General features: G+C 73.4%; 24 protein-coding genes and 2 tRNA genes. 12 read left to right on the top strand and 14 right to left on the bottom strand.

The window, feature by feature from the left end; all coding sequences use genetic code 11:
• Nucleotides 1–149 precede the first annotated feature (149 nt).
• Together CHC11_RS14100 and CHC11_RS14095 are read left to right on the top strand one after the other, a co-directional pair.
• The gene (locus CHC11_RS14100; RefSeq protein ID WP_089312174.1) at nt 150–1,109 is read left to right on the top strand and encodes an MBL fold metallo-hydrolase; all 960 of its coding nucleotides are present in this window, start codon (nt 150–152) and stop codon (nt 1,107–1,109) included.
• 131 nt (nt 1,110–1,240) lie between these two features.
• A complete protein-coding gene (locus tag CHC11_RS14095) occupies nt 1,241–2,242 on the top strand; it encodes a hypothetical protein (protein WP_089312173.1) in 1,002 nt (333 codons plus the stop codon).
• 55 nt (nt 2,243–2,297) lie between these two features.
• Here the strand turns inward: CHC11_RS14095 and CHC11_RS14090 are convergent, their stop codons facing one another.
• The 4 genes from CHC11_RS14090 to CHC11_RS14075 form a co-directional block, all read right to left on the bottom strand.
• Nucleotides 2,298–4,175: a CASTOR/POLLUX-related putative ion channel gene (locus CHC11_RS14090; RefSeq protein ID WP_245919197.1), complete on the bottom strand. Its 1,878-nt coding sequence runs from the start codon at nt 4,173–4,175 to the stop codon at nt 2,298–2,300.
• Nucleotides 4,176–4,358: 183 nt separating this feature from the next.
• Nucleotides 4,359–4,688, bottom strand: coding sequence for a histone-like nucleoid-structuring protein Lsr2 (locus CHC11_RS14085; protein WP_089312172.1), 330 nt, complete (start codon nt 4,686–4,688; stop codon nt 4,359–4,361).
• A 17-nt stretch (nt 4,689–4,705) separates the two neighbouring features.
• A complete protein-coding gene (locus tag CHC11_RS14080; RefSeq protein ID WP_089312171.1) occupies nt 4,706–5,062 on the bottom strand; it encodes a histone-like nucleoid-structuring protein Lsr2 in 357 nt (118 codons plus the stop codon).
• Nucleotides 5,063–5,172: 110 nt separating this feature from the next.
• Nucleotides 5,173–6,453 (bottom strand): PucR family transcriptional regulator, encoded by a 1,281-nt coding sequence (locus CHC11_RS14075; RefSeq protein WP_245919195.1) that lies wholly within the window; start codon nt 6,451–6,453, stop codon nt 5,173–5,175.
• A gap of 268 nt (nt 6,454–6,721) precedes the next feature.
• Between CHC11_RS14075 and CHC11_RS14070 the strand changes: the two genes are divergently transcribed.
• Together CHC11_RS14070 and CHC11_RS14065 are read left to right on the top strand one after the other, a co-directional pair.
• Complete coding sequence (locus CHC11_RS14070; protein WP_089312169.1) at nt 6,722–8,818, top strand: catalase; 2,097 nt, start codon at nt 6,722–6,724, stop codon at nt 8,816–8,818.
• A gap of 128 nt (nt 8,819–8,946) precedes the next feature.
• Complete coding sequence (locus CHC11_RS14065; protein WP_143227065.1) at nt 8,947–9,855, top strand: PucR family transcriptional regulator; 909 nt, start codon at nt 8,947–8,949, stop codon at nt 9,853–9,855.
• A 51-nt stretch (nt 9,856–9,906) separates the two neighbouring features.
• Here CHC11_RS14065 and CHC11_RS14060 read toward each other — a convergent pair whose 3' ends face one another.
• From CHC11_RS14060 to CHC11_RS14050, 3 genes are all read right to left on the bottom strand, one after another.
• Nucleotides 9,907–10,293 (bottom strand): nuclear transport factor 2 family protein, encoded by a 387-nt coding sequence (locus CHC11_RS14060; RefSeq protein WP_089312570.1) that lies wholly within the window; start codon nt 10,291–10,293, stop codon nt 9,907–9,909.
• 98 nt (nt 10,294–10,391) lie between these two features.
• A complete protein-coding gene (locus tag CHC11_RS14055) occupies nt 10,392–11,579 on the bottom strand; it encodes a zinc-dependent alcohol dehydrogenase (RefSeq protein ID WP_089312167.1) in 1,188 nt (395 codons plus the stop codon).
• A gap of 76 nt (nt 11,580–11,655) precedes the next feature.
• The gene (locus CHC11_RS14050) at nt 11,656–12,291 is read right to left on the bottom strand and encodes a hypothetical protein (RefSeq protein ID WP_089312166.1); all 636 of its coding nucleotides are present in this window, start codon (nt 12,289–12,291) and stop codon (nt 11,656–11,658) included.
• A 146-nt stretch (nt 12,292–12,437) separates the two neighbouring features.
• Between CHC11_RS14050 and ctaD the strand changes: the two genes are divergently transcribed.
• Nucleotides 12,438–14,126, top strand: a complete 1,689-nt coding sequence (gene ctaD / locus CHC11_RS14045; protein ID WP_089312165.1) for an aa3-type cytochrome oxidase subunit I — start codon at nt 12,438–12,440, stop codon at nt 14,124–14,126.
• 10 nt (nt 14,127–14,136) lie between these two features.
• Here the strand turns inward: ctaD and qcrB are convergent, their stop codons facing one another.
• Nucleotides 14,137–15,771: a cytochrome bc1 complex cytochrome b subunit gene (gene qcrB / locus CHC11_RS14040; protein WP_089312164.1), complete on the bottom strand. Its 1,635-nt coding sequence runs from the start codon at nt 15,769–15,771 to the stop codon at nt 14,137–14,139.
• An 88-nt stretch (nt 15,772–15,859) separates the two neighbouring features.
• Nucleotides 15,860–16,738 carry a LysR family transcriptional regulator gene (locus tag CHC11_RS14035; RefSeq protein ID WP_089312163.1) on the bottom strand — a complete coding sequence of 293 codons (879 nt, stop codon included), beginning with the start codon at nt 16,736–16,738 and terminating at the stop codon, nt 15,860–15,862.
• Between the two features lie 97 nt (nt 16,739–16,835).
• Here CHC11_RS14035 and CHC11_RS14030 point away from each other — a divergent pair, with 97 nt between their 5' ends.
• Nucleotides 16,836–18,230 carry an MFS transporter gene (locus tag CHC11_RS14030; protein ID WP_218826092.1) on the top strand — a complete coding sequence of 465 codons (1,395 nt, stop codon included), beginning with the start codon at nt 16,836–16,838 and terminating at the stop codon, nt 18,228–18,230.
• Here the strand turns inward: CHC11_RS14030 and CHC11_RS14025 are convergent.
• The 3 genes from CHC11_RS14025 to CHC11_RS14020 form a co-directional block, all read right to left on the bottom strand.
• Nucleotides 18,196–19,284, bottom strand: coding sequence for a PrsW family intramembrane metalloprotease (locus tag CHC11_RS14025; RefSeq protein ID WP_179278850.1), 1,089 nt, complete (start codon nt 19,282–19,284; stop codon nt 18,196–18,198). The two genes, CHC11_RS14030 and CHC11_RS14025, sit on opposite strands and share 35 nt — an antisense overlap.
• Nucleotides 19,285–19,292: 8 nt before the next feature.
• Nucleotides 19,293–19,862 (bottom strand): hypothetical protein, encoded by a 570-nt coding sequence (locus tag CHC11_RS41310; protein WP_179278849.1) that lies wholly within the window; start codon nt 19,860–19,862, stop codon nt 19,293–19,295.
• A 79-nt stretch (nt 19,863–19,941) separates the two neighbouring features.
• Entirely contained in the window at nt 19,942–20,793 is an 852-nt protein-coding gene (locus CHC11_RS14020; protein WP_089312161.1) for a pentapeptide repeat-containing protein, read from the bottom strand.
• A 68-nt stretch (nt 20,794–20,861) separates the two neighbouring features.
• Between CHC11_RS14020 and CHC11_RS14015 the strand changes: the two genes are divergently transcribed.
• The 4 genes from CHC11_RS14015 (at nt 20,862) to CHC11_RS14005 (ending at nt 22,258) form a co-directional block, all read left to right on the top strand.
• Nucleotides 20,862–21,644 carry a putative protein N(5)-glutamine methyltransferase gene (locus CHC11_RS14015; RefSeq protein ID WP_089312160.1) on the top strand — a complete coding sequence of 261 codons (783 nt, stop codon included), beginning with the start codon at nt 20,862–20,864 and terminating at the stop codon, nt 21,642–21,644.
• A 54-nt stretch (nt 21,645–21,698) separates the two neighbouring features.
• Nucleotides 21,699–21,827: an LPFR motif small protein gene (locus CHC11_RS43425; protein ID WP_268248260.1), complete on the top strand. Its 129-nt coding sequence runs from the start codon at nt 21,699–21,701 to the stop codon at nt 21,825–21,827.
• A gap of 285 nt (nt 21,828–22,112) precedes the next feature.
• Nucleotides 22,113–22,185: transfer RNA gene (locus CHC11_RS14010), tRNA-Ala, on the top strand.
• 1 nt (nt 22,186) lies between these two features.
• Nucleotides 22,187–22,258 (top strand) — tRNA-Phe (locus tag CHC11_RS14005).
• A gap of 122 nt (nt 22,259–22,380) precedes the next feature.
• Here CHC11_RS14005 and CHC11_RS14000 read toward each other — a convergent pair.
• Nucleotides 22,381–23,535 carry an L-talarate/galactarate dehydratase gene (locus CHC11_RS14000; protein ID WP_089312159.1) on the bottom strand — a complete coding sequence of 385 codons (1,155 nt, stop codon included), beginning with the start codon at nt 23,533–23,535 and terminating at the stop codon, nt 22,381–22,383.
• 1 nt (nt 23,536) lies between these two features.
• Nucleotides 23,537–24,451 carry a 5-dehydro-4-deoxyglucarate dehydratase gene (kdgD, locus tag CHC11_RS13995; protein WP_089312158.1) on the bottom strand — a complete coding sequence of 305 codons (915 nt, stop codon included), beginning with the start codon at nt 24,449–24,451 and terminating at the stop codon, nt 23,537–23,539.
• Nucleotides 24,452–24,525: 74 nt separating this feature from the next.
• On the opposite strand from kdgD, the gene CHC11_RS13990 reads away from it, so the two are divergent.
• The gene (locus CHC11_RS13990; protein WP_089312157.1) at nt 24,526–25,401 is read left to right on the top strand and encodes a LysR substrate-binding domain-containing protein; all 876 of its coding nucleotides are present in this window, start codon (nt 24,526–24,528) and stop codon (nt 25,399–25,401) included.
• Between the two features lie 103 nt (nt 25,402–25,504).
• Nucleotides 25,505–25,642: acyl-CoA dehydrogenase family protein (locus CHC11_RS13985; RefSeq protein ID WP_179278848.1), on the top strand; the 138-nt coding region annotated here is incomplete at its 3' end.

Genomic DNA, 25,642 nt, shown 5'->3' with positions numbered 1-25,642 from the left:
CCTCCTCACGCGCGCGGCGTCGCTTGAGATCCCTCCTACCCCCGCCCGGGCGTCCCTCCCCGAGGAGTGAGACGGTTATCGACCGCTCTGCGTGGAATGAACCACACTGCAGGTGAAGAGGCCGGGGCCACGACCGCGAGGGGGCGCCCATGCCGAGACCGTTCGCGTCGTCCGCCGACCGGGGCGACAAGGCGCAGACGCTGGAGATCCTCGCCGACGGGGTGTACGCGCTCACGGCCGAGGGCGACCCGAACGTCGGGGCCGTCGAGGGCGAGGACTTCCTCGTCTGCTTCGAGGCCCTCGCCACGCCCGCCGCCGCGCGCGACTGGCTCGCCGTCCTGCGCGAGCACACCGACAAGCCCATCCGCTACCTGGTCCTGTCGCACTACCACGCCGTCCGGACGCTCGGCGCGAGCGCGTTCGGCGCCCCGGTGGTCGTCGCGCACGACCTGACGCGCGCGCTGATCGCCGAGCGCGGCGAGCAGGACTGGGAGTCGGAGTACGGCCGGATGCCCCGGCTGTTCAAGGACCCGGACGGCATCCCGGGGCTCACCTGGCCGACCGCGACGTTCTCCGGCACCCTCACCATCGACCTCGGCGGCGACCGCGGCGACCTCGACCTGGCCTACTGCGGGCGCGGCCACACCGAGGGCGACATCGTGGCGTGGCTGCCCCGGCACCGGATCCTGTTCGCCGGCGACCTCGTGGAGACCCAGGCCGCGCTCTACACCGGCGACGCGTTCCACCGCGAGTGGGCGTCCGGCACGCTCGACCACGTCCACTCCTTCGGAGCCGAGACGCTCGTCGGCGGGCGCGGCGCCGTCGCGCACGGCCGCGACGCGGTCCAGGCCGCCGTCGGGCAGACCCGCGACTTCCTCACCACGATGATCGGCGAGGTCGAACGGGTCCGGCGGGAGGGCGGTGCCCTCAGGGACGCGTTCGCCGCCGTGCACGCGGCGCTGGCCCCGGCCTACGGCGGCTGGCCGATCTTCGAGCACTGCCTGCCCTTCGACGTCTCCCGCCTCTGGGACGAGCTGGACGGCATCGAACGCCCCCGGATCTGGACGGCCGAGCGCGACCGGGAGATCTGGGCGGAGCTGCAGGACTAGCCGGTACCGGAGGAGGGATGCCTGGAGACGGCAGGAATGTCCGGATCTCGTGACAACCCGGAGAGGTCCGGGTCCCGCGTGGAAGGCTCGGAACCGCCCGGCACAGGGTTCCCGACGCGGAGGGAGTGGCGATGACCGAGCGATACCGTCCCCGCCCGGTGTTCGATCCCGGCATCGGCGAGGAGCGCGCCCTGCTGGCCGCCGCACCCGAGCGGCTCGTCCCCGCCTGCCTGCCCGCTCCCGCGCCCCCGCGGCTGCGCGGCGCCACGGTCGCGGCACGGCTGGTGTGGATCCCGGCCTTCGCGCTCTTCTACGGCGTCCTGCCCGGCGGGTGGCTGCGCGTGTGCTTCGTGGCCTCGCTGGACGACGACGAGCTGGTGGGCGGCGCGGTGCGCTGGGGGAGGCTGCCCGTGCTCGCGATGATGCTCACCCCGGCCCTGCAGGTCCTCCTGCTGCTGCTCGGCCAGGTGGAGGCCGCCGTCGTCCTCGCGGCCGCGAGCTTCGCCGGCTGGGTCGCCGGGGCGCTGCGGTACGTCCGGGAGCCCGCCGCCGCCCGCGCCGCGCGCGAGCACCACGGCCGCTACCTGCTGCCGGCCGACTTCGACCAGCCCGCCTCCGGGCTCCTCGTCCGCGCCCAGCGCGCCGTCGACGCCGTGCTCGGGTCGCGGGCGCACGGCGCCGGGCTGCTCGACGACATCAACAACTCGGTCGTCCTGCCGCGGCAGGAGTGGGCGATCGCGGGCGTCCTCGCCGAGCACACGCGGCTGCGCCGGGAGCGCCGCGCCCAGGAGCCGGAACGCCTCTCGGCGCGCGTCCGGGCCCTGCTGGAGCCGCAGGACCGCGCCCTGGAGCTGTCGATCAGCTCGGTCACCGGGCGGATCGAGGCGCTGGAGGCCTACGCGCGACGGGCGGCCGAGGCCGACGACGCCTACCACGAGTCCGGCGTCCTGCGGGGGCTGCCCGAGCAGAACGCCCGCTACCGGGACCTGCTGGCGAGCACCGTCGGGGACGCGATGGCCGGCGAGGAGATCCGCGGGATGGCCGAGGACGCCCGCGGGGCCGAGCTGGCGCTGCGCGAGCGCGTCGCCGGCGCCGTGCGGGCCGGGCACGATCTCGGCCCGCCGCTGCGATGACCCCGCGCCCCGCAACGCCGCGCGCGGCCCCAGCCGACACCCTGCGGGGCCCCGCTCAGTTCTCGGCGAGCACGATGACGCGGTCGTCGGCCGACAGCGTCAGCGGCGCCGTCTTGTCCGGGTTCAGCACCACCCCGTAGCCGGGCGGCTCGTGGAACCGCTCCGTCAGGCGGTAGCCGAGCGCGACCTCGCCGCGCCGCCGCGCCGACTCGATCAGCGTCGCGAAGTCGGCCTCGGCGTCCGGCGCCAGGTAGTCGCAGGCCGGCTTGAGGTAGATCTCCGAACCGGCCGGGTCGAGCAGGTCGGCGAACACCTCGTACAGGTGCCGGTTCTCGCTCAGCTGGGTCAGCATCAGGCTGATCAGCTTCTCGCTGACCACGAAGTCGTCGGCCTTGGTGACCTGCGCGATCTCCCGGTTGGCGTCGTCGTTGATCTCGCTGACGATGGCGAAGGGGTCGCCGAGCCCGTCCTCGATGTCGCGCAGGTGCAGCAGCGTGACGAGGGTGCGGGCGTCGGCGTGCTCCCGGTCCTGCCGGGCGTCCGACAGCACGATGACCCGCTGGAAGGAGCCGAGGTCGAGGGACTCCAGCGCCGGACGCTCGGTCGGCTCCGCCCGGACGAAGTCGACCCTGAGGTTGGTCGCCGGGGGCAGCGCCCCGGTCGGGTCCTCGCGCGGTGCGGCCACGACCAGCGCCGAGTCCGGGGCGAGGAACTCGTCCAGCAGTTCGATGATCTTCGGTGCGCGGTGGTTCCAGCCGAGCATCAGCGTGCGCTCGGCCACCGGGTGCCGCGCGGTCGCCGTGGTGATCGCCGCCTCCCGGACGGGCGGCGCGGGCCCGGTGGCCAGCCGGATCAGCAGGTCGTCCTCCGCCAGGACGATGACCTCGTCGTCGGAGCGGATCGCGGTGTCCATCGGCGGGTTCAGCAGCACGGTCCCGTCCGCCCGCCGCAGCCCGGCCGGGACGCCGAGGTCGTAGGCCGACAGCGAGGCGCCGAACGGCATGCCCGCCAGGGCCGGCTCGGCGCGCATGTAGAACTCGTGCCCGGCGAAGTCCAGCAGGTCGGTGCAGACCTGCGACAGGCCCGACTGGCGGTGCGACTGGACGATCAGCCGGATCGCCACGTCGTCGGCGTCGATGACGTGCGCGGCGGGACCGCCCGCGAGCCGGGCGGCGGGCAGGTTCGCAGAGTCGTGCACGGCGGCGACCACGTGCGGGCGGCCCCGCCCCCAGGGGCGGGCGCCGAGCGACAGCAGCACCTTGATGACGCGGGCGTCGGACTCCTCGACCTCCGGTGCGACCACCATGATGGACCGCGCGGTGCCGGGGCTGACCAGCTCCACGTCCGCGACCTTCAGCGGGTCGCCGGTGCGGCACACGATCCGGGTGCGTCCGAGGTCGCCGACCCGGGCGCGGATGGCGTCCTCCATCTCGACCTTGTCGCGGTCGGCGAGGATCGCCACGCACGACCTGCGCCGGCTCTGGTTGGCCTCCACGAGCTCGGCCACCACGGTGAAGACCTGCTCGGACCAGCCGAGCAGCACCGTGTGGTCGTGCTCGACGATCCGCGACCGGCCCTTGCGCAACTCGGTGATCTTCGATTCCAGGCCGGTGGTGAGCACGCCGATGAGCGAGCTGACGATGAAGATCCCGCCGATGGTCGAGACCAGCATCAGGCCGAGGAACGGCGCGGTGCCGGCGTCGTCTCCCATCGTCCCGGGATCGAGCGTGCGCAGCAGGCTGCGCCAGACCATGCCGGGCCAGTGGCCGTTGGACTCGCTGTCGTCGGGTGCGATCACGACCGCCGCGGTCGCCACCACGAGCACCAGCGCCCCGGACGCGAGCCCGAGCCAGCCGATGAGAGCGGGCGTCCCCTTCGACATCGTCCGGTCGAACCAGTACCGGACCCTGTCCCGCCGCGTCACGCGTGTCAACGGGCCGCCCCCTCCGCCGTCGCCCCCGGCGCCAGCCTATTGTGTTGTCTCGCACCATTACTGGCATTCTCTCCCGCAATGGGGGGAGGATTTGCCCGATGCGCACGCAAGAGGGCCGGGGCGTGGATAAATCCGCCCCGGCCCCTCGCCGCGCGCCGGAACACCGCCGGCCGCGCGGCGCCGCTAGTGCGCGGCTTCGTACTGCTCGATCACATTGGCGGGGATACGACCCCGCTCATTGACCTTGATGCCGCGGTTCTTCGCCCACTCGCGAATCTCGGCGGAGCGCTCGCGGCTGCCCGCGGTGCGCGTCCCGCGACCGGCCCGGCCGGCGGCCTTGCGCGCCTTGCGGGCGCCGGCCACGAACGGCTCCAGGCCGCTGCGGAGCTTGGCGGCGTTCTTCTTGCTCAGGTCGATCTCATATGACGTGCCGTCGAGGGAAAAGCTGACGGTCTCGTCAGCCTCTCCGCCGTCGATGTCGTCCACGAGAAGGACTTCGACCTTCTGTGCCATGCGGGGACTCCCTCTAGCTATGCGTCCGGCTTGGCGTCCGGATGTGCCTCGATGAATGCAGCATAGACCTCATCCGATATCTTGCCACGTTCGGAGACTTCGATGTCCTCACGCAATGCCCACGCACGGACATCGCCGTTCGTGTAGCCCTTGATCTTCGCCGTGCGGGACTTGCGGCCCTTCCCGGCCGGCTTCACCTCGGCGGCGTTCTCGATGAAGGGCGCGAGGGCGTCCAGCATCTCGTTCAGCCGCTTGTAGTTGTCATCGTTCAAGTCGATCGTGAACGTCCGGTCCAGGACTTCGAAGTCCCGCTTTGCGACATCGGCCCCTTCGGAGCCGTCGATGTCGTCCACCCGAATGACCTTCTCGGCCATGTGTTCTGTGTCTTCCTTCCCCTCGCCGACGCGGCGACCTTGACCGTAGCGGATTCCGGGGGCGGACATGGTGGCGGGACGCGCGGGGAGCGCGGAAAGAAGGGCGCGCGTCAGCCGCCGCGGCGCTGGATCCAGGTGTGCAGGAGCAGCATCATCTCCAGCCGGATCTCCGGGTCCTCGATGTCGAAGCCGAACATTTCGTGGAGTTGCGCCAGCCGGTACCGGACGGTCTGGGGATGCACGCAGAGGACCTCGGCCGCCCCGGTGGCGTTGAAGCCGTGCTTCATGCACTCCAGCAGCGTCACCGCGAGCCGCCGGCCCTGCCGCGGGCCCGCCGCGTCCAGCGGCGCCAGCCGCCGGGAGGCCACGATCGCGGCGAGCGCGGCGCCCTCGCGCAGCAGCAGGCCGGGCAGGTGCTCCTCGGCCCGCACGAGCAGCCCGCCGCGCCGCGACCGCCGCCCGGCCCGGCCGGGGGCGGACCCGGCCGGACCGGACGGCGCGGGCGGCGCCAGGTCGAGGGCGCGCCGCGCCCACAGCAGCGAGGTCCCGGCCTCCTGCGCGGGCACGGAAGGGCCGACCGCGCCCGTCCAGCCGGCGAGCGTCGCGGTCAGCTCGTCGAGGCGCCCGGGGCCGTCCGGGTCCGGCATGACCAGGCAGGGGCGGCCGTGGTCGAGCCCGGTCAGCAGGGACGGCGGCAGCCCGGCCGGGCCCTCCCCGCCGCTGCCCGGCCGCGCTCGCAGCACGATCACCGCCAGCCGGCGCGGCAGCGGCCAGCCCGCCCGGGCCGACTGCTCGCGGACGACCTCGGGCGGCGCCGGCGGGTCCGACAGCAGCAGGGTCAGCAGCCGGCCGCGGCGCTGCTCGCGCTCTCCCGCGGCCTTCTCCCGGGCGCGGGCGTAGCCGTGCGCCGCCGCCGAGGCCAGCGCGTCCAGATAGGCGAAGTTCGCCTCGGCGAGCAGGCTGACCAGCGCGGGAGGGCGGCCCAGCCGCTCGGCCTCGACCGCCAGGTGCCGCCAGGCCAGCCGCGACCCGACCCGCATCGCGTTCTGCAGGTGCTCCAGGCTCCGGCCCTCCACGGCCTCGCCGTAGCCGACGTCGAAGTAGACCTGTTCCACCTCCTTCCACGAGGTGTCCGGGTCGGCGATCATCTGCACGAAGTGCTCCATCGCCTTGGCGACGGCCGCCTCGGCCACCCGCCAGTAGGCCGCGTCGCCCGGCCGGTCGTACTCGGGAACGTGGCGCAGCACGCCCTCCACCATGACGCCGAGCAGGCCGGGCAGGCGGGGGCGCATCCAGCGCGCCTCCTCCGCCGGGACGTCCCGCCACGGCTCGTCCGCCAGGCCGTCGAGGACCGGCGATCCGGAGTCCGCGTCGTCGTAGGCCGCCTCCACGGTGACACCTCCCATCCCCGTGCTGGAGCGGGCACAGGGCCCCGTCGCCTCAACCTAGGCATGCGGCGTGACGCGCGACACTCATCCCGCTCCACCGTCCTCGGCGGCCTTTGTCAGCCGCCTGACAAGCCTCGGCCGCCCGTCCGCGCGGCCCGGCGGCACAGGGCCCAAGTTCCGGTCAAACGACGCATGCGGCGGAGATGCCGGGGTAGCCGCCACATCACGTGCGCAGTCACCACCACCGAGTCATCACCTGAGGAGCCAGAGCATGGGCGACCCCACCGGCCGCGACGACCGGAAGCAGGAGCAGCTGGACCCTCGGAGGGTGAGCCCGGAAGGGGCGAGGCTCACCACCGACCAGGGCATCCGGGTCGACGACACCGACAACTCGCTCTCCGCGGGGGAGCGCGGGCCGTCGCTCTTGGAGGACTTCCATCTGCGCGAGAAGATCACCCATTTCGACCACGAGCGGATTCCCGAGCGGGTCGTGCACGCGCGCGGTTCGGGCGCCTACGGCCATTTCACGCTGCACGAGTCCCTCGCCGAGTACACGACGGCCGAATTCTTGACCGACACGTCGCTGACGACGCCGGTGTTCGTGCGGTTCTCCACCGTCGCCGGGTCCCGCGGCTCCGCCGACACGGTCCGGGACGTACGCGGCTTCGCCACGAAGTTCTACACGCGGCAGGGCAATTTCGACCTCGTCGGCAACAACATGCCGGTCTTCTTCATCCAGGACGGCATCAAGTTCCCCGACTTCGTGCACGCGGTGAAACCCGAGCCGGCGAGCGAGATCCCGCAGGCGTCCTCCGCGCACGACACCCTCTGGGACTTCGTGCAACTCCAGCCCGAGACCATGCACATGATGATGTGGCTCATGTCGGACCGGGCGCTGCCGCGCAGTTACGCGATGATGGAGGGCTTCGGCGTCCACACTTTCCGGCTCGTGAACGCCCAGGGGCGCGCCACGTTCGTGAAGTTCCACTGGAAGCCCAAGCTCGGGACCCACTCGCTCGCCTGGGACGAGACCCAGAAGATCGCGGGGAAGAATCCCGACTTCAACCGGGCCGATCTGTGGGAGCGGATCGAGGCCGGCGCCTTTCCCGAGTACGAGTTCGGGGTCCAGCTCGTCCCGGAGGAGGACGAGCACGCGTTCGACTTCGACCTGCTCGACTCCACGAAGATCATTCCGGAGGAGCGGGTGCCGGTGCGGCCGGTCGGCACGCTGGTGCTCGACCGCAACCCCGACAACTTCTTCGCCGAGACCGAGCAGGTCGCCTTCCACCTCGCCAACGTCGTCCCCGGCATCGACTTCACCAACGACCCCCTGCTGCAGGCGCGGCTGTTCTCCTACCTGGACACGCAGCTGATCAGGCTCGGCGGGCCGAACTTCCCGCAGATCCCCGTGAACCGGCCCGTCGCGCCGGTCCGCAACCACCACCGCGACGGCTACCACCAGACGGACATCCACCAGGGGCGGGCGAGCTACCACAAGAACTCGCTGTCGGGCGGCTGCCCGGCGGTCGGCGGCGAGGGCTCCTACAGCCACTACCAGGAGCGGGTGGACGGCAACAAGATCCGCAAGCGCAGCGAGAGCTTCGCCGACCACTACTCCCAGGCGACGCTGTTCTGGAACAGCATGTCCGACTGGGAGAAGGGGCACATCGTCGGCGCCTTCCGGTTCGAGCTCGGCAAGTGCGACCACCGGCACATCCGGGAGGGCGTCGTCGAGCAGCTCAACCGCGTCGACCACGACCTCGCCGTCCAGGTCGCCGAGGGCGTCGGGGTGGAGCCGCCGCGAGAGGCGGCGACGGCCAACCACGGCCGCACCTCGCCCGCGCTGAGCCAGGCGAACGCGCGCGCGGACTCCGTCCAGGGCCGCAAGGTCGCGGTGCTGGTGGCGGACGGCGCCGACTCGGCGGCCGTCGCGGCGGTCGGCGACGCGCTCACCGAGGCGGGGGCGGTGGTCGAGGTCCTCGCCGCGAAGGACGGCTTCGTGCAGGCGGCCAACGGCGGTCAGATCGAGGTGACCCGCGCCATGCCGACCGTCGCGTCGGTCCTGTATGACGCGGTGCTCGTCCCGGGCGGTGAGCAGAGCGCGCAGGCACTGGCGCGGGACGGCGACGCCGTGCACTTCGTCGCCGAGGCGTTCGTGCACTGCAAGGCGATCGGCGCGCTCGACGCGGGGATCGGCCTGCTGGAGCGCGCCGGTATCGACGGCGTGCGGCTCTCGGACGGGGACTCCGTCAGCGACGCCGGCGTCGTCACCGGGCGCGGGGCGGGTGGCGACTTCCCCGCCAAGCTGGTCGAGGCGGTCGCGGCGCACCGGCACTGGACGCGCAAGAAGGCGCACGTGCCGGCCTGAGCCCGCGGCCGGGGGCCGGTCGCCCGCTCGCGAGCGGGACGGAACGGGAACGGGGCCCGGCGCGGCGGACGCTCACGCGAGCCGCCGCGCCGGGCCCCGCAGCACTGGCCGCATTCTGCCATTTATCTGTGGGCAAGATCACAGGAAGGCGGTCGGTCGCGCCGCCCGGCTGCTTCACCGAGATGGCCGAGCTGACCGCGCACGCGGCCCGGCTCGCCACCGGCGCGCGGCAGGCATGCATCCAGGGCTACGCGGAGGCGCCCCGCGAGGGGACGAGGTCGCGCCCGCTACGCCGGCTCCTCGCCGAGACCCTGATCGACGGCGCTCCCGCCGGGGCCGTCGCCGACGCCGCCGGCGTCCGCCTCGCGTCCGCCTACCTCGTCCTGCGGTGCGAGGCCCCCGCGCTCGCGGCGGCGGACTGGGAGCGGGAGAGCGCGCGCCTGGAGTCCTGGGAGGGCGTGCTGTACTCGGGCGATCCGGCAGGACTGGTCGTGCCGTTCCCCGCCGCCGAACCGCCGCGCGCCGAGAACCTGGCCGCCGAGTTCACCGCGGGCCTCGCCGCCCGCTCGCGCGGCCCGGTGCACGCCGCCGAGTCCTACCGGCGCGGCATCGCCGACATCCCGGCCGCGCTGGAGGAGGCCTCCCGCGTGCTGACGATCGCCGAGGCCATCCCGGACGCCGAGGACCGCCCCTACCAGGCCGACGAGCTGCTCGTCGAGCTGGCGATCCTCGGGCAGCCCGCGATCCGCGGCCGGCTCGCCGCCGTGCTCTGCCCGCTCGACGCCGGCACCGACCTGCGGCGGACGCTGGAGGTGCTGCTCGCCTGCAACCTCGACCGCGAGCGCGCCGCGCGGGAGCCGTGGATCCACCGCCGCACCCTGCACTACCGCCTGGACCGCATCCGGGACCTGTCCGGCGTCGACCCCGGCTCCGCGCGCGGCCTTCGGCTCTTCCGCGCCGCCCTCACCTCGGCCCGGCTGACGCGCCTGGAACGCGAAGGCCACCGCGCCGAGGACGCCCCCTCCCCCCAGCCCTGAGGTTTCGAAGGAGATCCGCGTGTTCGGGAACGCCCGGTGGGAGCGGGGGTGTCAGGTGAGGCCCATCTCGCGTCGGACGGTCTCGAACTGCACCGCCATCGCGTCCGAGAGCGCCTGCGCGCCCGACAGGGGCCGGACCATGACGCAGAACTCGTCGATGAGGCCGGCGTCGTCGTGGTGCAGGAAGTCGCAGCCGTGCACCTCGCGCTCCCCGACGCGCGCCTTGAAGACCAGCGCGTGGTCGCGGCCGTCGCCGATCTCGCGGACGTAGCGGAAGTCGGAGAAGACCCGGGTCACCGCGCGCAGGATCGCGGTGGCCGTCGCACGTCCCTCGTACGGCGCGAACGCCACCGGGCTGAGGAACGTCACGTCCTCGGCCAGCAGCGCCGGGAGAGCGTCCAGGTCGCCCTTCTCGATGGCGGCGCGGAACGGGTGCATCGGGTCCACCTCCAGAGCCTCGGTCATCGGCACGTCCGAGGACGTGCCGGAAAGCCTAGGGTGGGCGGCCCCCGTCCGCGATCACCTCGCGGGCGGCATCACGTTCCCGGCTGCAGCAGCACCTTGATGGCGCCGTCCTGCTTCTTCTGGAACATCTCGTAGGCTTGCGGCGCCTTCTCCAGCGGCCAGCGGTGCGTGGCGAGGTCCATCACGCCGAGCGGGTCGGCGTCGTCGGCGACGAGCGGCATCAGATCGTCGATCCAGCGCTTGACGTGGGCCTGGCCCATCCGCAGGGTGATGCCCTTGTCGAACATCTGCATCATCGGCAGCGGGTCCGTCATGCCTCCGTACACGCCGCTGAGGGAGATCGTCCCGGCCCGCCGCACCACGTCGATGGCCGTGGTGAGCGCCGCGAGCCGGTCCACCCCTACGCGCGCCATCAGCGGCGCGGCGGAATTGCCCGGCATGAGCCCGGTGAGGGCCTGCGCGAGCTTGGCGCCGGGGGAGCCGTGCGCCTCCATGCCGACCGCGTCGATCACCGAGTCGGTGCCGCGCCCGCCGGTGAGCTGCCGGACCGCGTCCGGCACGTCGTCGGCCTCGGAGGCGTCGATCACCTCGACGCCGTGCCGGCGCGCCATCTCCAGCCGCTCCGGGACGAGGTCGACCGCGATGACCCGGTGGCCGAGATGCCGGGCGACGCGGGCCGACATCTGCCCGATCGGGCCGAGCCCGAGCACGGTGACCGAGCCGCCCGCGGGGATGTCGGCGAAGGCCACCGCCTGCCAGGCCGTGGGCAGCACGTCCGACAGGTAGAGGAACCGCTCGTCCGGCGGCCCCTCCGGCACCTTGATCGGCCCGAACTGGGCCTGCGGCACCCGCAGGTACTCGGCCTGCCCGCCCGGCACCTGCCCGTACAGCCGCGTGTAGCCGAACAGCGCCGCGCCCGTGCCCTGCTCGCGGACCTGCGTAGTCTCGCACTGGGCGTACAGCCCGAGGCCGCACATGTGGCAGTGCCCGCACGAGATGTTGAACGGGATGACCACCCGGTCGCCGGGCTTGATGTGCGTGACGTCCGGCCCGGTCTCCTCGACGACGCCGATCGGCTCGTGGCCGAGGACGTCGCCCTCGCTCATGAACGGCCCGAGCACCTCGTACAGGTGCAGGTCCGACCCGCAGACGCCGGTCGAGGTGACCCGGATGACCGCGTCGTTCGACTCCTTGATCGCCGGGTCGGGGACCTCTTCGACGCGGACGTCGCGCTTGCCGTGCCAGGTGACAGCCTTCATCGTGCTCCTCCGGTGGGACGGGCTCGGTCCCAGGCGGCCCTACCCGGGCGGCTGGGGCGAAACGTCGCGCCGGCCGTCAGGGGCAGCGGTGGGGCAGCGCGATGGCGCGCACCGCCGCCGTCCTGGTCGACCACAGGGTGGGCGCGGCGGGCGGGTACGCGTCCGGCCCCGGTGCCGGACGCAGCCGGAACCCGCGGGCGTCGTAGGTCTCCCAACCCGTTCTTCGGCCGTTCACGTTCAGGACGTGCGTCACGGTCCCGGCGGCGTGCCCGTCGTGCCGCAGATGCCAGCGGTGGGCGTCCCGGTCCGCGGTCGTGAACTGGTACAGCCGCCAGCCGGGCCCGACGCTGTGCGCCAGGTCGAGCGTCACGAGCGGACCGTCGCCGGCCGGGCGCCTGGTCCGTTCCCCGGTGCCCGCGCCGGCGGCGGGCCGCGGGCCGCGGTCGCGGACGAGCCGGGTGAGTTCGCGTGCGGCCTCCGCCAGAGCGTGCGCGGCTTCCGCGAGCCGCTGCTCGTCCGCGGGCGGCGGCGCGCCGGCGCCGGTCCCGCGGCGCGCCCGCGCCGTCCTCCTGCGCGCGGCGTCCAGCCGGTCGAGGGCGCGAGCGGCCTCGTCTCGCGCGGCCGCGACACCGGCCCGCCCGTCGGCGTCCTGCCGCACGCGCGCGGGTTCGGCGGGCTCGCGGGCCCGAGGGGTGAGCTTCTCGTTTCGCACGGGGGGAGCTCCTTCGAACGTGCCTTCCCGGGCGCTTTCCCGATGTTCGCGCCTTCATCCCTCGCACGTTCCCAGTCGTATGAGCGGCCGCGTTTGAAACCGGCGTGCGCGGCAAGTTGCCGGATGGGGTCGGACGGGGGGCCGGGATGACGACCGTGCAGGGGCGGCAGGACACCAGCGTGGCCGACGCGCTCGCGCGGCACCGCAAGGGGACGAGGGTCGGCCATGTGCTGGCGACGACCGACCACAAGATGGTCGGCTACCTCTACCTCGCGACGTCGTTCGCGATGTTCCTGGCCGCCGGGCTGATGGCCATGGTGATGCGGGCCGAACTGCTGGAGCCCGGCAGGCAGGTGGTGAGCAACCACGCCTACAACGAGCTGTTCACCGTCCACGGCACGATCATGATGCTGCTGTTCGCCACCCCGCTGTTCGCCGGGTTCGCCAACGTGCTCGTCCCGCTGCAGATCGGGGCGCCGGACGTGGCCTTCCCGCGGATGAACGCGCTCACCTACTACCTGTTCCTGTTCGGCGCGCTCATGGTGCTGGCCTCCTTCGCCATGCCGGGCGGCGCCCCCGCGTTCGGCTGGTTCGCCTACACCCCGCTGTCCACCCAGACCTACTCGCCCGGCCAGGGCGGCGACATGTGGGCCATGGGGCTGATCCTGTCCGGCCTCGGCACGATCCTGACCTCGGTGAACATGATCGCCACGATCATCGCGATGCGCGCTCCGGGCATGGTGATGTTCCGGCTGCCGATCTTCACCTGGAACGTGCTGCTGACCAGCCTGATGGTCCTCATGGCCTTCCCGGTGCTGACCGCGGCGCTGTTCGCGCTGGAGGCCGACCGCAGGCTGGGCGCCCACATCTACAACCCCGCCAACGGCGGCGCGCTGCTCTGGCAGCACCTGTTCTGGTTCTTCGGCCATCCCGAGGTGTACATCGCGGCGCTGCCGTTCTTCGGGATCGTCACCGAGATCCTCCCGGTCTTCAGCCGCAAGCCGCTTTTCGGCTACCTCGGCATGGTGGGCGCCACCATCGCGATCACCGGGCTCTCGATGACGGTCTGGGCGCACCACATGTTCGCCACCGGCCGCGTGCTGCTGCCGTTCTTCTCCATCACCTCCTTCATGATCGCCGTGCCGACCGGCCTGAAGTTCTTCAACTGGGTCGGGACGCTCTGGAAGGGGCACCTGACCTTCGAGACCCCCATGCTGTTCGCGCTCGGGTTCCTGGTGACGTTCCTGTTCGGCGGCCTGACGGGGGTCATCCTCGCCTCGCCCCCCATGGACTTCCACCTCACCGACTCCTTCTTCGTCGTCGCCCACCTGCACTACGTCCTGTTCGGCACCGTGGTGTTCGCGATGTTCGGCGGGTTCTACTTCTGGTGGCCGAAGATGACCGGCCGGAAGCTGAACGAGACCTGGGGGAAGATCCACTTCTGGATGCTGTTCGTCGGCTTCCACACCACCTTCCTGGTCCAGCACTGGCTGGGCGCCGAGGGCATGCCGCGCCGCTACGCCGACTACCCCGACCAGTTCGCGACGCTGAACCTCGTCTCGTCGATCGGCTCGTTCGTCCTGGGCGCCTCGACGTTCGCGTTCCTGTGGAACGTGCTGTGGTCCTGGCGGCACGCCGAGCGCGTCGAGACCGACGACCCGTGGGGCGCGGGCGGCTCGCTGGAGTGGGCGACCTCCTGCCCGCCTCCCCGCCACAACTTCACCTCGATGCCGCGCATCCGTTCCTCGCGCCCGGCGTTCGACCTGCACTACCCGACGACGCAAACGCCGCAGGAGGCCGAACCGGCGCTCCCTCCGCCGGGGGCGTCGGGCTGACGGGCGCCGGTCACTCGCCCCGGCCGTCCTCCGCGGAGCCCTTCCGCAGGTCGCCCTGGCCGCCGCCGTGCGACTCGGCCTGGTAGTCGAGGTAGAAGCGGTTGGCGCGGGTCCGGACCTGCGTGCGGGCCCGGTCCGGCGTCGGCAGCGGGACCAGGTGGTGCGGGTAGGGGGCGACCAGCTCGCCGGGCCGCCGGGCCTCCAGCACCGCCTCCGCCTCCTCCGACGGCCGCTCGTGCCGCTCCCGGAACCCCCCGTCCGGCGTCAGCGAGACCAGTCCGCTCTCCACGCCCTGCTCGCGCGTCCGCAGATCGCGGCGCTGCAGGCTCAGGCAGACGCGGCGGGTGACGGCGAAGGCCGCGATCGGGAGGACGAAGAAGCCGGCACGGAAGAACCAGGTCGTCCAGAACAGCGGGATCTTGAAGGTCGCGGAGATGTAGTCGTTGCCGCCGGCCGCCAGCAGGCCGCCGTACCAGGCGATGGCGGCGGCGCCGATCGCGGTCCTGGTCGCGGCGTTGCGCGGCCGGTCCAGCAGGTGGTGCAGGCGCTCGTCCCCCGTGGCCCAGCGCTCCACGAACGGGTACAGGCCGATGAGCGTGAAGAACACGCCGGGCAGGATGACGGCCGGGACCAGCACGCTCCAGGAGACGGTGTGCCCGGCGACGGTCGTGGACAGGCGCGGCATGATGCGCAGCGAGCCTTCGAGGAACCCGACGTACCAGTCGGGCTGGGAGCCGAACGACACCTGGTCCGGGTCGTAGGGGCCGTACAGCCAGACCGGGTTGATCTGGAAGAACGCCGCCAGTCCGGCCAGGACGCCGAACGTGTAGAGGAAGTACGCCGCGCTCTGCGCGGCGAAGTGCGGGAAGGTGGGCTCCCCGGTCACCGCCCGCTCCCGCCGCCCCCTGCCGGGGAAGATGGTGTGGGTCTGGTGCCACAGGATCATCAGGTGCGCGGTGATGAGGGCCAGCAGGATCCCGGGGACGAGCAGGATGTGCACGGTGAACAGCCGCGGGATGAACTCCGCGGCGGAGGGGAACTGCCCGCCGAACGCCCACAGGCCCGCGTAGGTCCCGACGAGCGGGACCGACAGCAGGATGCCCTGGAAGATCCGCAGGCCGGTGCCCGACAGCAGGTCGTCCGGCAGCGAGTAGCCGGCGAACCCCTCGGCGACGGCCAGCACGAACAGCGTCGTGCCGATCACCCAGTTGATCTCCCGCGGCTTGCGGAACGCGCCGGTGAAGAAGATCCGCATGAGGTGGACGCAGATCGCCGCGACGAAGACGTTCGCCCCCCAGTGGTGGATCTGCCGCATCAGCAGCCCGCCCCGCACGTCGAACGACAGGTGCAGGGTGGAGGCGTACGCCTCGCTCACCCTGACGCCCTTCAGCGGGCCGTACGAGCCGTCGTAGACGATCTCCGTGCCGCTCGGGTGGAAGAACAGCGTCAGGTAGACGCCGGTGAGCACGAGGACGACGAACGAGTAGAGGGCGATCTCGCCGAGCAGGAACGACCAGTGCTTGGGGAACGCCTTGCGGAGGTTCCTGTCCAGGAACTCGGTCGACCCGAGCCGGTCGTTGACCCCCCAGAAGAGCTTCTGCGCCCGCTCGGCCTTCGCGGTTCCGCTCCCGTTCCGTCCTGCCATAGCGTTCTCCCCTGCCGAGCGGCATCCCCCTGGGGCGGCTACCCGGGGTGGATGGGGGCAAACGCTGCGTGACGGCCGCGCGGACCGGTCAGGCGCCGGCCGCGTAGAGGACCTCCCGCATGCCGGGAACAGCCTCCCGGTCGGCCCGCCAGACGAGGCGGAGGCCGAGGTCGGGGGCGTCGAACGCGAGCCGGGCGAGGGTCCCGGCCGCCAGCCGGTCGCGGACGGCGAACTCGGGGAGCAGCGCGAGGCCGAGGCCCTGCTCGGCCCAGGACGCCATCACGGTGACGCTGCCCGCCCTGACCCGCTCGACGGCGGAGCCGAGGAGCCGCTCGCCGGCCATCCAGAACGAGCACGCCGGCACGTTGACCAGCAGCCTCTCGCCGCGCAGGTCGCCGGCGGCCAGGCGCGGCGCCCCGGCGAGACGGTGGTCCGGCGCGGCGACGAGCGCGAGCGGCACCGGCTCCACGTCGACGAAGTCCAGCGGCGCCGGCGGCGGTGTGAAACCGAGGCCGCCCACGTCCTCGCCGGCGTCCAGCAGCAGCGCGGCCTCCAGGTCCCCGGCGGCGACCGCGTCCAGGAGCTGGTCGCGGGCCGCGTCCGACCGGACCTCGACCCGCAGGCCCGGCCGCCGCTCGGCCAGCCTGGCCAGAACGCCGGGAACGTGCGCGGCGGCGATCGACTCCAGCGCCCCGAGCCGCAGCACCGGCTGCTCCCCGGTCACCTCGCGGCGGGCCTCCTCGGCCTGCCGCAGCAGGCGCCGCGCCCATCCGCGCATCCGCTCGCCCGCCTCGGTCGGCCGCATGCCCTTCGGGCCGCGGTGGAACAGCGGGACGCCCAGCGACGCCTCCAGCATGCGGATCTGCTCCGACACCGACGACGGCGCGAGGCCGAGCGCGTTGGCGGCGTCGGTGACGGTCCGGTGGGCGAGGACGGCCTCGAACGTCCGCAGCTGGCGCAGTTCCATGCCGGTGGCAACCTCGGGCGTCCGTTCGGATATTCCGAACGCGGCGTGCGGCTCCGCCGGTGGAGCCCGGCGGCCCCGAATCCCAGACTGGGGCGCCATGACCTCGGTTCTCTCACCCGCGCCGGCGGACGCGGCCCCCAGGAGGCGCGGCGCCGCCCTGCTCGGCATCTCACTCGGCTACTTCATGGTGCTGCTCGACACGACGGTCCTGTCGGTGGCCGAACCCGACCTGGCCGACTCCCTGCACGGGACGGTCGCGGGCCTGCAGTGGGCCGTCACCGGCTACACCGTCGTATTCGGGGCGCTGCTGCTGTCGGCGGGCGCCGTCGCCGACCGGTACGGCGCGCACCGCGTCTTCCGCGCGGGCGTCGCGGCCTTCGGCGCCGGATCGCTGCTGTGCGCCGCGGCGCCGGACCTGTGGACGCTCGTCGCGCTGCGCGCGCTCCTCGGCGCCGCCGCCGCGGCCTGCGTGCCCGCGTCCATGGCGATGATCGCCCGCCTGTACCCCGCGCCCGCCGAGCGCGCCCGGGCCGTGGCCACGTGGGCGGCGACCAGCGGCGCCGCCCTCGCGGCCGGGCCCGTCGCGGGCGGCGCCCTGGTCGGGCTCGCCGGCTGGCGCGCGATCTTCCTGGTCAACGTCCCGCTCACCGCCGCCGTCCTCGCGCTCGCGGCGGGACGTGCCGTGCGCTGCCCGCGCGGAACCCGCCGCCTCGACGCGGCGGCACAGCTCCTCGCGTGCGCGGCGCTGGGACTCCTGACCGACGCTCTCATCGCTCTGGGAGCCGGGTCGGGCGTCCACGCGGCCGCCTCGGCGGCCGGAGCCGTCGCGGCCGGCGCGGCGTTCGCGGTCCGCGAGCGCCGGAGCGAGGCGCCGGTCCTGGTCCCGGCGGTGCTCCGGGCGCCCGGGATGCCCGCCGCGCTGGCCGCCGGCGCCGCGGTCAACTTCGTCATGACCGGCGTGCTCTTCGTGCTGCCGCTGGTGTTCCGGCAGACCCTCGGCCTGACGCCGCTCCAGACCGGCCTGGCGTTCCTGCCGATGACCCTGCCGTTCGCGTTCAACCCGCTGCTCACCGGGCGCATCGTCGCGCGGACCGGTCCGCGCCGCCCCGTCCTCGCAGGCCTTGGACTGCTGACCGCCGGGGGAGTGCTGTTCGGCGCCGTGCTGCTGGGCGGCGCGTCCTACCCGCCGCTCGTCGCGGGCCTGCTGTGCACCGGCTTCGGCGTGTCGTTCGCGCTGCCCGCGCTCGCGACGATGGTCGTCGCCGGGGCCCCCGAGGGTGCGGCGGGTGCGGCGGGCGGCCTGCTGAACGCCGTCCGGCAGTTCGGCGCCGCCCTCGGTGTCGCGATCATGGGGGCGTTCGCGCCGGTCGGTGCCGGGGACGGCTCCCGCGACCCGGCCTACGCGCTGTTCGTCGCGGCCGCCGTCTGCGCGGCGGTCGGCGCCTGCGTCCTGGCCGTCAGGCCACGCGCACGTTCGCGCCGGACGCCTTGAGGTCGCCCCGGAGGGCGCGGATGTCGGTGCGCAGCCGGTCGGCGGCCAGCGGATCCGGTTCCAGGCCGCCGAGGGCGTCCTCGATGAGGGCGAGCTCGGCGGCCCGGAGCCGGTCGAGGAGCCGGCGCGACTCCCCGGCCGGCACGCCCCACTGCTCCTTCCTGCGCCACTTGCGGAACGCGAGCACGTGGCCCTCGCCCGGCACGAGGACGCCGCCCCTCGTCTCGGCGTGCACCGTGCGCCGGAAGTGCGAGAGGTAGCGGCGCCGGGCCAGGCGGTAGGCGACGACCGCCGCCAGCAGGATCGGCGCGCCCTTCACCGGCATCAGCGCCAGCCCGGACAGGACGGGCGCGTCCCACCACGAGTGCAGCGCCATCGCCAGGAGGAACGCGCCCGCCGCCACGGTCACGTGCGCCTTGGAGGCCCGCCCGATCAGGCAGCCGAGGCCCGCGCCGCCGACCGCGGTCATCGCCCAGTGGCTCCACCACGCCCCGCAGACCACCCGGGTGCCGAACGAGAAGAACGCCGCGTTCGCGTCGTGCGTGGCGCCCGTCAGGACGATCGTGTTCAGGACGTACAGGAAGTTCTCCGCGAACTGGAAGCCCAGGCCCGACAGCGCGCCGTAGCCCCAGCCGTCCAGCGGCCCGCGGACCGCGGACGGCGCCATCAGCGCCAGCGCCGCGACGCCGAGCAGCTTCAGGATCTCCTCGTCCACCGGCGCGGCGATCGACGCGCCCCACGCCGCGTTGAAGCCCGGCCCCGCCGTCTTCCCGACGATCGACTGGAACGCCGCGTTGGCGGGCAGCGCCGTCCCGAACGCGGCCAGTCCGCCCCAGGCCACCGCGATCAGCGCGTAGCCGAGCGGCGGCGAGCGGACGGGGTGCAGCCGCCGCAGCAGCCACACCCCGCCGGCCAGCGCCGGCGCGAGCAGCATCACCCCGGCGACGGCGCCGCCGGGGAACGCCGCGACGTGCGCGCCGATCCCGCGCAGAGCGATCCAGACGCCGAGCAGGCACGCCGCCGCCCACAGCCAGAACGCGGGACGGCGTGCCATGCCGCGGGTCATCCCCATGGCGCCGCGATCCTGATCGTCCGCACCATCGCCTCGACCTGCGGGGCCGCGTCCGCGAAGGCGTGCGGCGGGCCCGTCGCCGTGACCGCCGCGCCGAGCGTCCCCTTGGCGAAGACGGTCGCCGTGCCGACGCGCTCGCGCCCGGCGAGCCGTCCCGTCAGCCCGGTCAGTCCCTGCGCCGTCGTGAACGGGACGGGCCCCGTCCCGAGGCGCGCGTGCCCGCCCGCTGCGACGATGCGCCCGAGGCCGCCCCACAGCGCCCGCGCGTCCGCCGAGCCCAGCGGGACCACCACGCTGAGGTCGAAGACCACGTCGCCGCTGAGCAGTTCGGCGCTGCTGGCGAGGGACGTGGCGCCACGATTCAGGACCCAGCCGGGAGAGGTGACCAGGAACGTCACGGGACGGACGCCGCCGCGCCGCGTCCCGACCGACACCACCGTGCCCGGCGCCAGCGGCTGCCCGCGGGTCCCGAGGGCCCGGTCGAGCAGGGGAAGCCCGGCGCCGAGGACCAGCAGCACGAGCGCCACGGCGCCGGTGCCCCACCATGTGACCCGCACCACGCGACCCCCCGACGACGTGCGCTGCGGAAAATGCCCTTTGAGAGGCGGAAATGCCCCTTGACAGGGCGACTAAACAAGATCAGGCCGCGGGAGTCATCCAGTGCGCGGGCCGCGCCAGGGCCGGCGGCAGGCGCGTCGCACCGTCGCCGCGCGCCGAGTCGAGCTGCGCCTGGGTCAGGAAGAGGCACCCGCTGAGGTCGGCGCCGCGCAGATCGGCGTCCCGAAGGTCCGCACCGGTCACGTCCGCGACCCGCAGGTCCGCGCCCCGCAGGTCGGCGGCGATCAGGTACGCGCCGCGCAGGTCGGCGCCGCGCAGGTCGGCCCCCTTGAGCCTCGCCCCCATCAGATCCGCCCCCCGCCGGCTCTTCCCGCGTCCGGGGACCCCGGCCCTGGCGAGCTCTCCCGCCCGCGACAGCAGGCCGTTCACCCTCTCCCGGACGCCTTGGACGTCCACCTCGGCGAGCTCGCCGGGGCCGCCCCCGGTGAGGCGTTCGACCTCGTCGGACGCCCGCAGCAGCTCGTCGCGGATCGGGCCGGAGGACGGCATCGCCGCGGCCTGGTCCAAATACCACAGCAGCTCATGGAGCTGCCGCATGACGGGGAACACCGCGAACATGTGGCGCGCGACCTCCGGATCCCCGCGCCAGTCGCGGCCCGAGAAGGTCTCGCGCGACACCTTCTGGCCGGCGCCGAAGCAGTCGAAGACCGTGCAGCCCGGGAAGCCGCGCCGCCGGAGGTCGGCGTGGATGCCGCAGCGGAAGTCGGCCAGGAGGTTGCGGCAGGGCTCGCCCGCGTCCTTGTCCATGGCGAAGTCGGCGGACCTGGCGAACGGCAGCGCCACGCAGCACAGGCCGAAACAGCTGGCGCAGTCGGCCCTCAAATCCGATCTGTCCGACACCCCTGCCCCCGGCTCCCTGGACGAAGCCTCCATTGTCGCGCCGGGCAGGCCATGCCGCGAACGCGCGGTAGTCGCGGTGCGGGATAAAGTTGCGGACTCCTATGACAGCACCCCTCACCGAGCCTGCCATCGTCTCCACGCTCCGCGCCGCCGGCTGCGTGTTCGCCGAGGACGAGGCGCGCCTCATCCTGTCCACCGCCCGCACCCCCGGCGAAGCCGCCGCCATGGTGGAGCGGCGCTCGGCAGGCGAGCCGCTCGAACACGTCCTCGGCTGGGCGATGTTCTGCGGGCTGCGGATCGCCGTCGAACCCGGGGTGTTCGTGCCCCGGCCCCGCACCGAGTTCCTCGTCCGGCGGGCCCACGCCCTCGCGCCTCCCCGGCCGGTGATCCTCGACCTGTGCTGCGGGTCGGGCGCGCTCGGGGCCGCGCTCGCCTCCGGCACGGACGAGTGCACCCTGCACGCGGCCGACATCGAACCCGCGGCGGTGCGCTGCGCCCGCGGCAACATCGCGCCGTACGGCGGCACGGCCCACCAGGGCGACCTTTTCGATCCCGTCCCGGGCGAGCTGCGCGGGCGGGTCGACGTGCTTCTGGCCAACGTCCCCTACGTCCCGACCGGGGACGTCGCGCTGATGCCGGCGGAGGCGCGCGACCACGAGCCGCGCTCGGCGCTCGACGGCGGGCCGGACGGCCTCGACGTGCTGCGCCGCGTCACCGCGGAGGCGTCGCGGTGGCTCGCCCCGGGCGGCCGCCTGTTGTTCGAGACGAGCGAGCGGCAGGTCGCCGCCGCCGTCGCCGCCGTGCAGGGCGGCGGCCTCGCGGCCACGGTCGCGGCGTCCGACGATTTCTATGCCACCGTAATCGTCGGAGCAAAGCCGGTGTAAAACTCCGCAGGCGGGTATCGGTCGTTCAGGACCGAGCTGAAGGAGTGAAGCCAGATGCGCCGCATCAGCGCAGCGATCAGCGCCATTGTCGGGACGATCGTCAGCGTCGTGACCCTGCCGTTCCGTGTTCTTGGACGGTTGCTGACCCCCGGTCGCGGCCGCAGCCGCCGCGGGGCGGCGTGACGCATATCCGGCTCGCCCCGGGCCCGATTCCCTCCGAACGGGCCCGGGGCGGTCGCATGGAAAAAGCGTTGCGCGCCCGAACGGTGTCCCGCACCATGGGAGCACGGAAATGATCGGAAGCGAGCGGGAGGGAGCAGCGGCCATGGTCACGACCATCGCCCGGCAGCCCTCCGGGTTCGGGGCGGGTCAGGGTCCCGCCTTTATCGGAAACGCCTCTGGATAGAGCCGTCAGGCTCCGCCGGAGGCCGCCAGGGAGAGATCCCGGCGGCCTTTCGTGTTCCTCAAGGGTCAGTAGCTCAATGGGAAGAGCGCCCGCCTTGCAAGCGGGAGGATGCCGGTTCGAGTCCGGCCCGATCCACGGCCTTCTGGCTCATGGGGATGAGCGCCCGGTCGAAACCCGGGAGGACGGGGTTCGACTCCTCGGACGGCCACCGGGCGGAGCCTTCCGGCTCCGCGCGTCGCACAGGCCTGAATGGTGAGGCGGCTGGCTTCCACCCAGCGGGACCGGGTTCGATTCGCCCCCTGCTCCCGCAGCGCGTTCGGCGGCAGCGTGTCAGGGGCGGGCGCCCACGAGGGTGCGCCGCGTGGTCCACTCGCGGGCCTGCTCGCTGAGCGTGATGCCGAGACCGGGACGGGCCGGGACGCGCATCCGCCCGTCCTCGATGGCGAGCCGCTCCTCGAACAGCGGGCCGAGCCAGTCGAAGTGCTCCACCCACGGCTCGGACGGGTACGCGGCGGCCAGATGAAGGTGGATCTCCATCGCGAAGTGCGGGGCGAGCTGGAGGTGCCGGTGGTCGGCGAGCGCGGCGACCTTCAGGAAGCCGGTGATGCCGCCGATGCGCGGGGCGTCCGGCTGGAGGACGTCGGCGGCGCCCCTGTCGATGAGCTCGCAAAGCTCGGCGACGCTGGTCAGCATCTCGCCGGTCGCGACCGGGGTGTCGAGCGCGCGCACCAGCGCGGCATGCCCCTCGGCGTCGTGGGCGTCCAGTGGCTCCTCGATCCAGGTGAGGCCGAACTCCTCCAGCGCGCGTCCCATCCGGCGCGCGGCCGGCCGGTCCCACTGCTGGTTGGCGTCCACCATGAGGGGGAACCCGTCGCCGAGCCGCTCCCGGACGGCCGCGACGCGGCGCAGGTCCTCGGCGTGGTCGGGATGCCCGACCTTGATCTTGACGCCGCCGATCCCGGCCCGCGCCGCCGCGGCCGCGTTGTCGAGCACCTCCTCCAGCGGCGCGCCGAGGAACCCGCCCGTGGTGTCGTAGCAGCGGACGGAGTCTCGGTGCGCGCCGAGGAGCTTGGCGAGCGGCAGGCCCGCGCGCCTGGCCTTCAGGTCCCACAGCGCGATGTCGATGGCGGCGATCGCCTGCGCGGCGAGGCCGCCGCGCCCGACCGACGCCCCCGCCCACGCCAGCTTCGTCCCGATCCTGCCGATGTCGCTCGGATCCTCGCCGACGACGGCGGGGGCGATCTCGGCGGCGTGCGCGAACTGGCCGGGCCCGCCGGCGCGCTTGGAGTACCCGAAGCCGATGCCCTCGTGGCCCTCCTCGGTGCCGATCTCGGCGAACAGGAACACCACCTCGGTCATCGGGCGCTGCCGCCCGGTGAGCACCTTCGCGTCACTGACGGGGGCGGCGAGCGGCAGCGTGACCGACGACAGTTCGATCCAGGCGACCCGGTCAGGGGTCGCCTCACCGGCGGGGGAGCCCGCCACCTCAGCGCACCCGCTTCACGAGCTCCGCGAGCTGTGCGGTCTCGTCCCCGGTCAGGTCCGTCAGCGGCGGGCGGACGGGTCCGGCGGACCGGCCGGTGACCCGCATGCCCGCCTTGACGATGCCCACCGCGTAGCCCTTGCGGCGGTTGCGGATCTCGCAGTACGGCAGGACGAACTCCGCCAGCCGCCGGTGCACCCCCTCCCGGTCGCCGGCGCGGACGGCGGCGTGGAAGGCCAGCGCGAACTCCGGGACGAAGTTAAAGACCGCCGAAGAGTACGTCGTGACGCCCATCTCCCGGTACGGGAGGGCGAACGTCTCGGCGGTCGGCAGCCCGCCGACGTAGACGAGGCGGTCGCCGAGCCGGGACCGGATCCGCGTCATCAGCTCCAGATCGCCGACGCCGTCCTTGAACCCGACGAGGTTCGGGCACGCGTCGGCCAGCTCGGCGACCGTCGCGTCCTGGTAGACGGCGTTGGCGCGGCTGTAGATCGTCACGCCGAGGCGGGTGGCCCGGCACACCGCCCTGACGTGCGCGGCCAGGCCCTCCTGCGGCGCCTCGGTCAGGTAGGGCGGGAACAGCAGCACCCCGTCGGCGCCCGCGCGCTCGGCGTCCTCGGCCATCCGCACGGCCGCCGCCGTCCCGTGCCCGGCGGGCGCGACCACCGGGACGCCGTCCGGCGCCTCCGCGGCCGCCGCGCGCACGACCCGGCCGACCTCGTCCGGCGTCAGCGAGAAGAACTCGCCCGTCCCGCCCGCCGCGAACAGGCCCGCCACGTCGTACCCGCCGAGGCGGGCGATGTTCTCGCGGTAGGCGTCCTCGTCGAACGACAGGTCGTCGCGGAAGTGGGTGACGGGGAACGACAGGAGCCCGGACCCGAGCCGCCGGGCGATCTCGTCGGGCGCGGTCTGCTTCATGCCCCGAGGCTAGGATGGTCGATCGATCCAGGTCCAACACAGAAAACGCATCCACTGATACCCGAAGTGAATCGATGTTCACGCTCACCCAGCTCGCGAACTTCGTGGCCGTCGCCGAGGAGCTGCACTTCGGCCGCGCGGCCCGGCGCCTGCGCATGACGCAGCCGCCGCTCAGCCGCCAGATCCAGCTGCTGGAGAACGAGTTGAAGGTGCGGCTGTTCGACCGGACGAACCGCTCGGTGCGCCTCACCCCGGCCGGGCGCGCGTTCCTCGTCGAGGCCCGCCGGCTGCTCCAGCAGGCCGACCACGCCGCGATGTCCGTCCGGCAGGTGTCGGCCGGGGAGGCCGGGACGATCACGCTCGGCTTCACCGCCGCGAGCGCCCACGCGACGCTCGGCCGGGTGCTGGAGGCCGCCCGGACGGCGCTGCCGGACGTGGAGATCGTGCTGCGGGAGATGGTCACCCGCGATCAGGTGCGCGCCCTCGCCGAGGGCGGACTCGACCTCGGGCTCGTCCGGCCGCCGGTGAGCGATCCCGACCTGGCGGAGCGCCCCGCCGACCGCGAGCCTCTGCTCGCCGCGGTTCCGCGCGGCCATCCCCTGGCGGAGCGGGACGGACCGGTCCCCCTCGCCGACTTCGACGGGCGGCGGTTCCTCATGTACTCGCCCGTCGAGGCCCGCTACTTCCACGAACTGCTGGTCAGCCTGTTCCGGCAGGCCCGTGTCTCGCCCGTGTACGCGCAGTACCTCAGCCAGGTGCACAGCATCCTCGCGCTGGTCGGCTGCGGCTGGGGCCTGGCGCTCGTGCCCGCGGCGGCGTCCCGGCTGCGCTACGCGGGCGTGGTGTTCCGGCCCGTCGACCTGCCCGATCCGGCCCCCGTGGAGCTGAGCCTGGCCTGGCGGCGCGGCAACGACAACCCGGCGCTCACCCTGCTGCTGCGCCACCTGTGACCAGCTGCGGCCGCCTTGACGGCGCACGCCCGCTCGCTTAATTTGGCGTCCAAATATTGGCCGTCAAAATAACGGCCGGCACCCCCGGCATCCTGGAGGAACGATGAGCGACTTCCCCGCCTACGCGCCGTCTGAGGAGCATGAGCTGCTGCGGCGTTCGGTGCGTGAGCTGGCCGAGGCCAAGATCGCTCCTTTCGCGGCGGAGGTGGATGAGGAGTCGCGGTTCCCGCAGGAGGCGTTG

Source organism: Actinomadura mexicana (assembly GCF_900188105.1).
Lineage (GTDB): Bacteria > Actinomycetota > Actinomycetes > Streptosporangiales > Streptosporangiaceae > Spirillospora > Spirillospora mexicana.
The sequence above is the reverse complement of the archived record's forward strand: the minus strand, read 5'-3'. Positions and strand labels throughout refer to the sequence as shown.

Excerpts from the sequence above, each read along its gene's own strand:
- CHC11_RS14055 (WP_089312167.1), bottom strand. The coding sequence starts at position 11,579 with ATGAAGGCTGTCACCTGGCACGGCAAGCGCGACGTCCGCGTCGAAGAG.
- CHC11_RS14020 (WP_089312161.1), bottom strand. The coding sequence starts at position 20,793 with ATGGAGGCTTCGTCCAGGGAGCCGGGGGCAGGGGTGTCGGACAGATCG.
- CHC11_RS14035 (WP_089312163.1), bottom strand. The coding sequence starts at position 16,738 with ATGGAACTGCGCCAGCTGCGGACGTTCGAGGCCGTCCTCGCCCACCGG.
- CHC11_RS14095 (WP_089312173.1), top strand. The coding sequence starts at position 1,241 with ATGACCGAGCGATACCGTCCCCGCCCGGTGTTCGATCCCGGCATCGGC.
- CHC11_RS14070 (WP_089312169.1), top strand. The coding sequence starts at position 6,722 with ATGGGCGACCCCACCGGCCGCGACGACCGGAAGCAGGAGCAGCTGGAC.
- kdgD (WP_089312158.1), bottom strand. The coding sequence starts at position 24,451 with ATGAAGCAGACCGCGCCCGACGAGATCGCCCGGCGGCTCGGGTCCGGG.
- CHC11_RS14085 (WP_089312172.1), bottom strand. The coding sequence starts at position 4,688 with ATGGCACAGAAGGTCGAAGTCCTTCTCGTGGACGACATCGACGGCGGA.
- CHC11_RS14030 (WP_218826092.1), top strand. The coding sequence starts at position 16,836 with ATGACCTCGGTTCTCTCACCCGCGCCGGCGGACGCGGCCCCCAGGAGG.
- CHC11_RS13990 (WP_089312157.1), top strand. The coding sequence starts at position 24,526 with ATGTTCACGCTCACCCAGCTCGCGAACTTCGTGGCCGTCGCCGAGGAG.
- qcrB (WP_089312164.1), bottom strand. The coding sequence starts at position 15,771 with ATGGCAGGACGGAACGGGAGCGGAACCGCGAAGGCCGAGCGGGCGCAG.
- CHC11_RS14060 (WP_089312570.1), bottom strand. The coding sequence starts at position 10,293 with ATGCACCCGTTCCGCGCCGCCATCGAGAAGGGCGACCTGGACGCTCTC.
- CHC11_RS14100 (WP_089312174.1), top strand. The coding sequence starts at position 150 with ATGCCGAGACCGTTCGCGTCGTCCGCCGACCGGGGCGACAAGGCGCAG.
- CHC11_RS43425 (WP_268248260.1), top strand. The coding sequence starts at position 21,699 with ATGCGCCGCATCAGCGCAGCGATCAGCGCCATTGTCGGGACGATCGTC.
- ctaD (WP_089312165.1), top strand. The coding sequence starts at position 12,438 with ATGACGACCGTGCAGGGGCGGCAGGACACCAGCGTGGCCGACGCGCTC.
- CHC11_RS14015 (WP_089312160.1), top strand. The coding sequence starts at position 20,862 with ATGACAGCACCCCTCACCGAGCCTGCCATCGTCTCCACGCTCCGCGCC.
- CHC11_RS14080 (WP_089312171.1), bottom strand. The coding sequence starts at position 5,062 with ATGGCCGAGAAGGTCATTCGGGTGGACGACATCGACGGCTCCGAAGGG.
- CHC11_RS14025 (WP_179278850.1), bottom strand. The coding sequence starts at position 19,284 with ATGGCACGCCGTCCCGCGTTCTGGCTGTGGGCGGCGGCGTGCCTGCTC.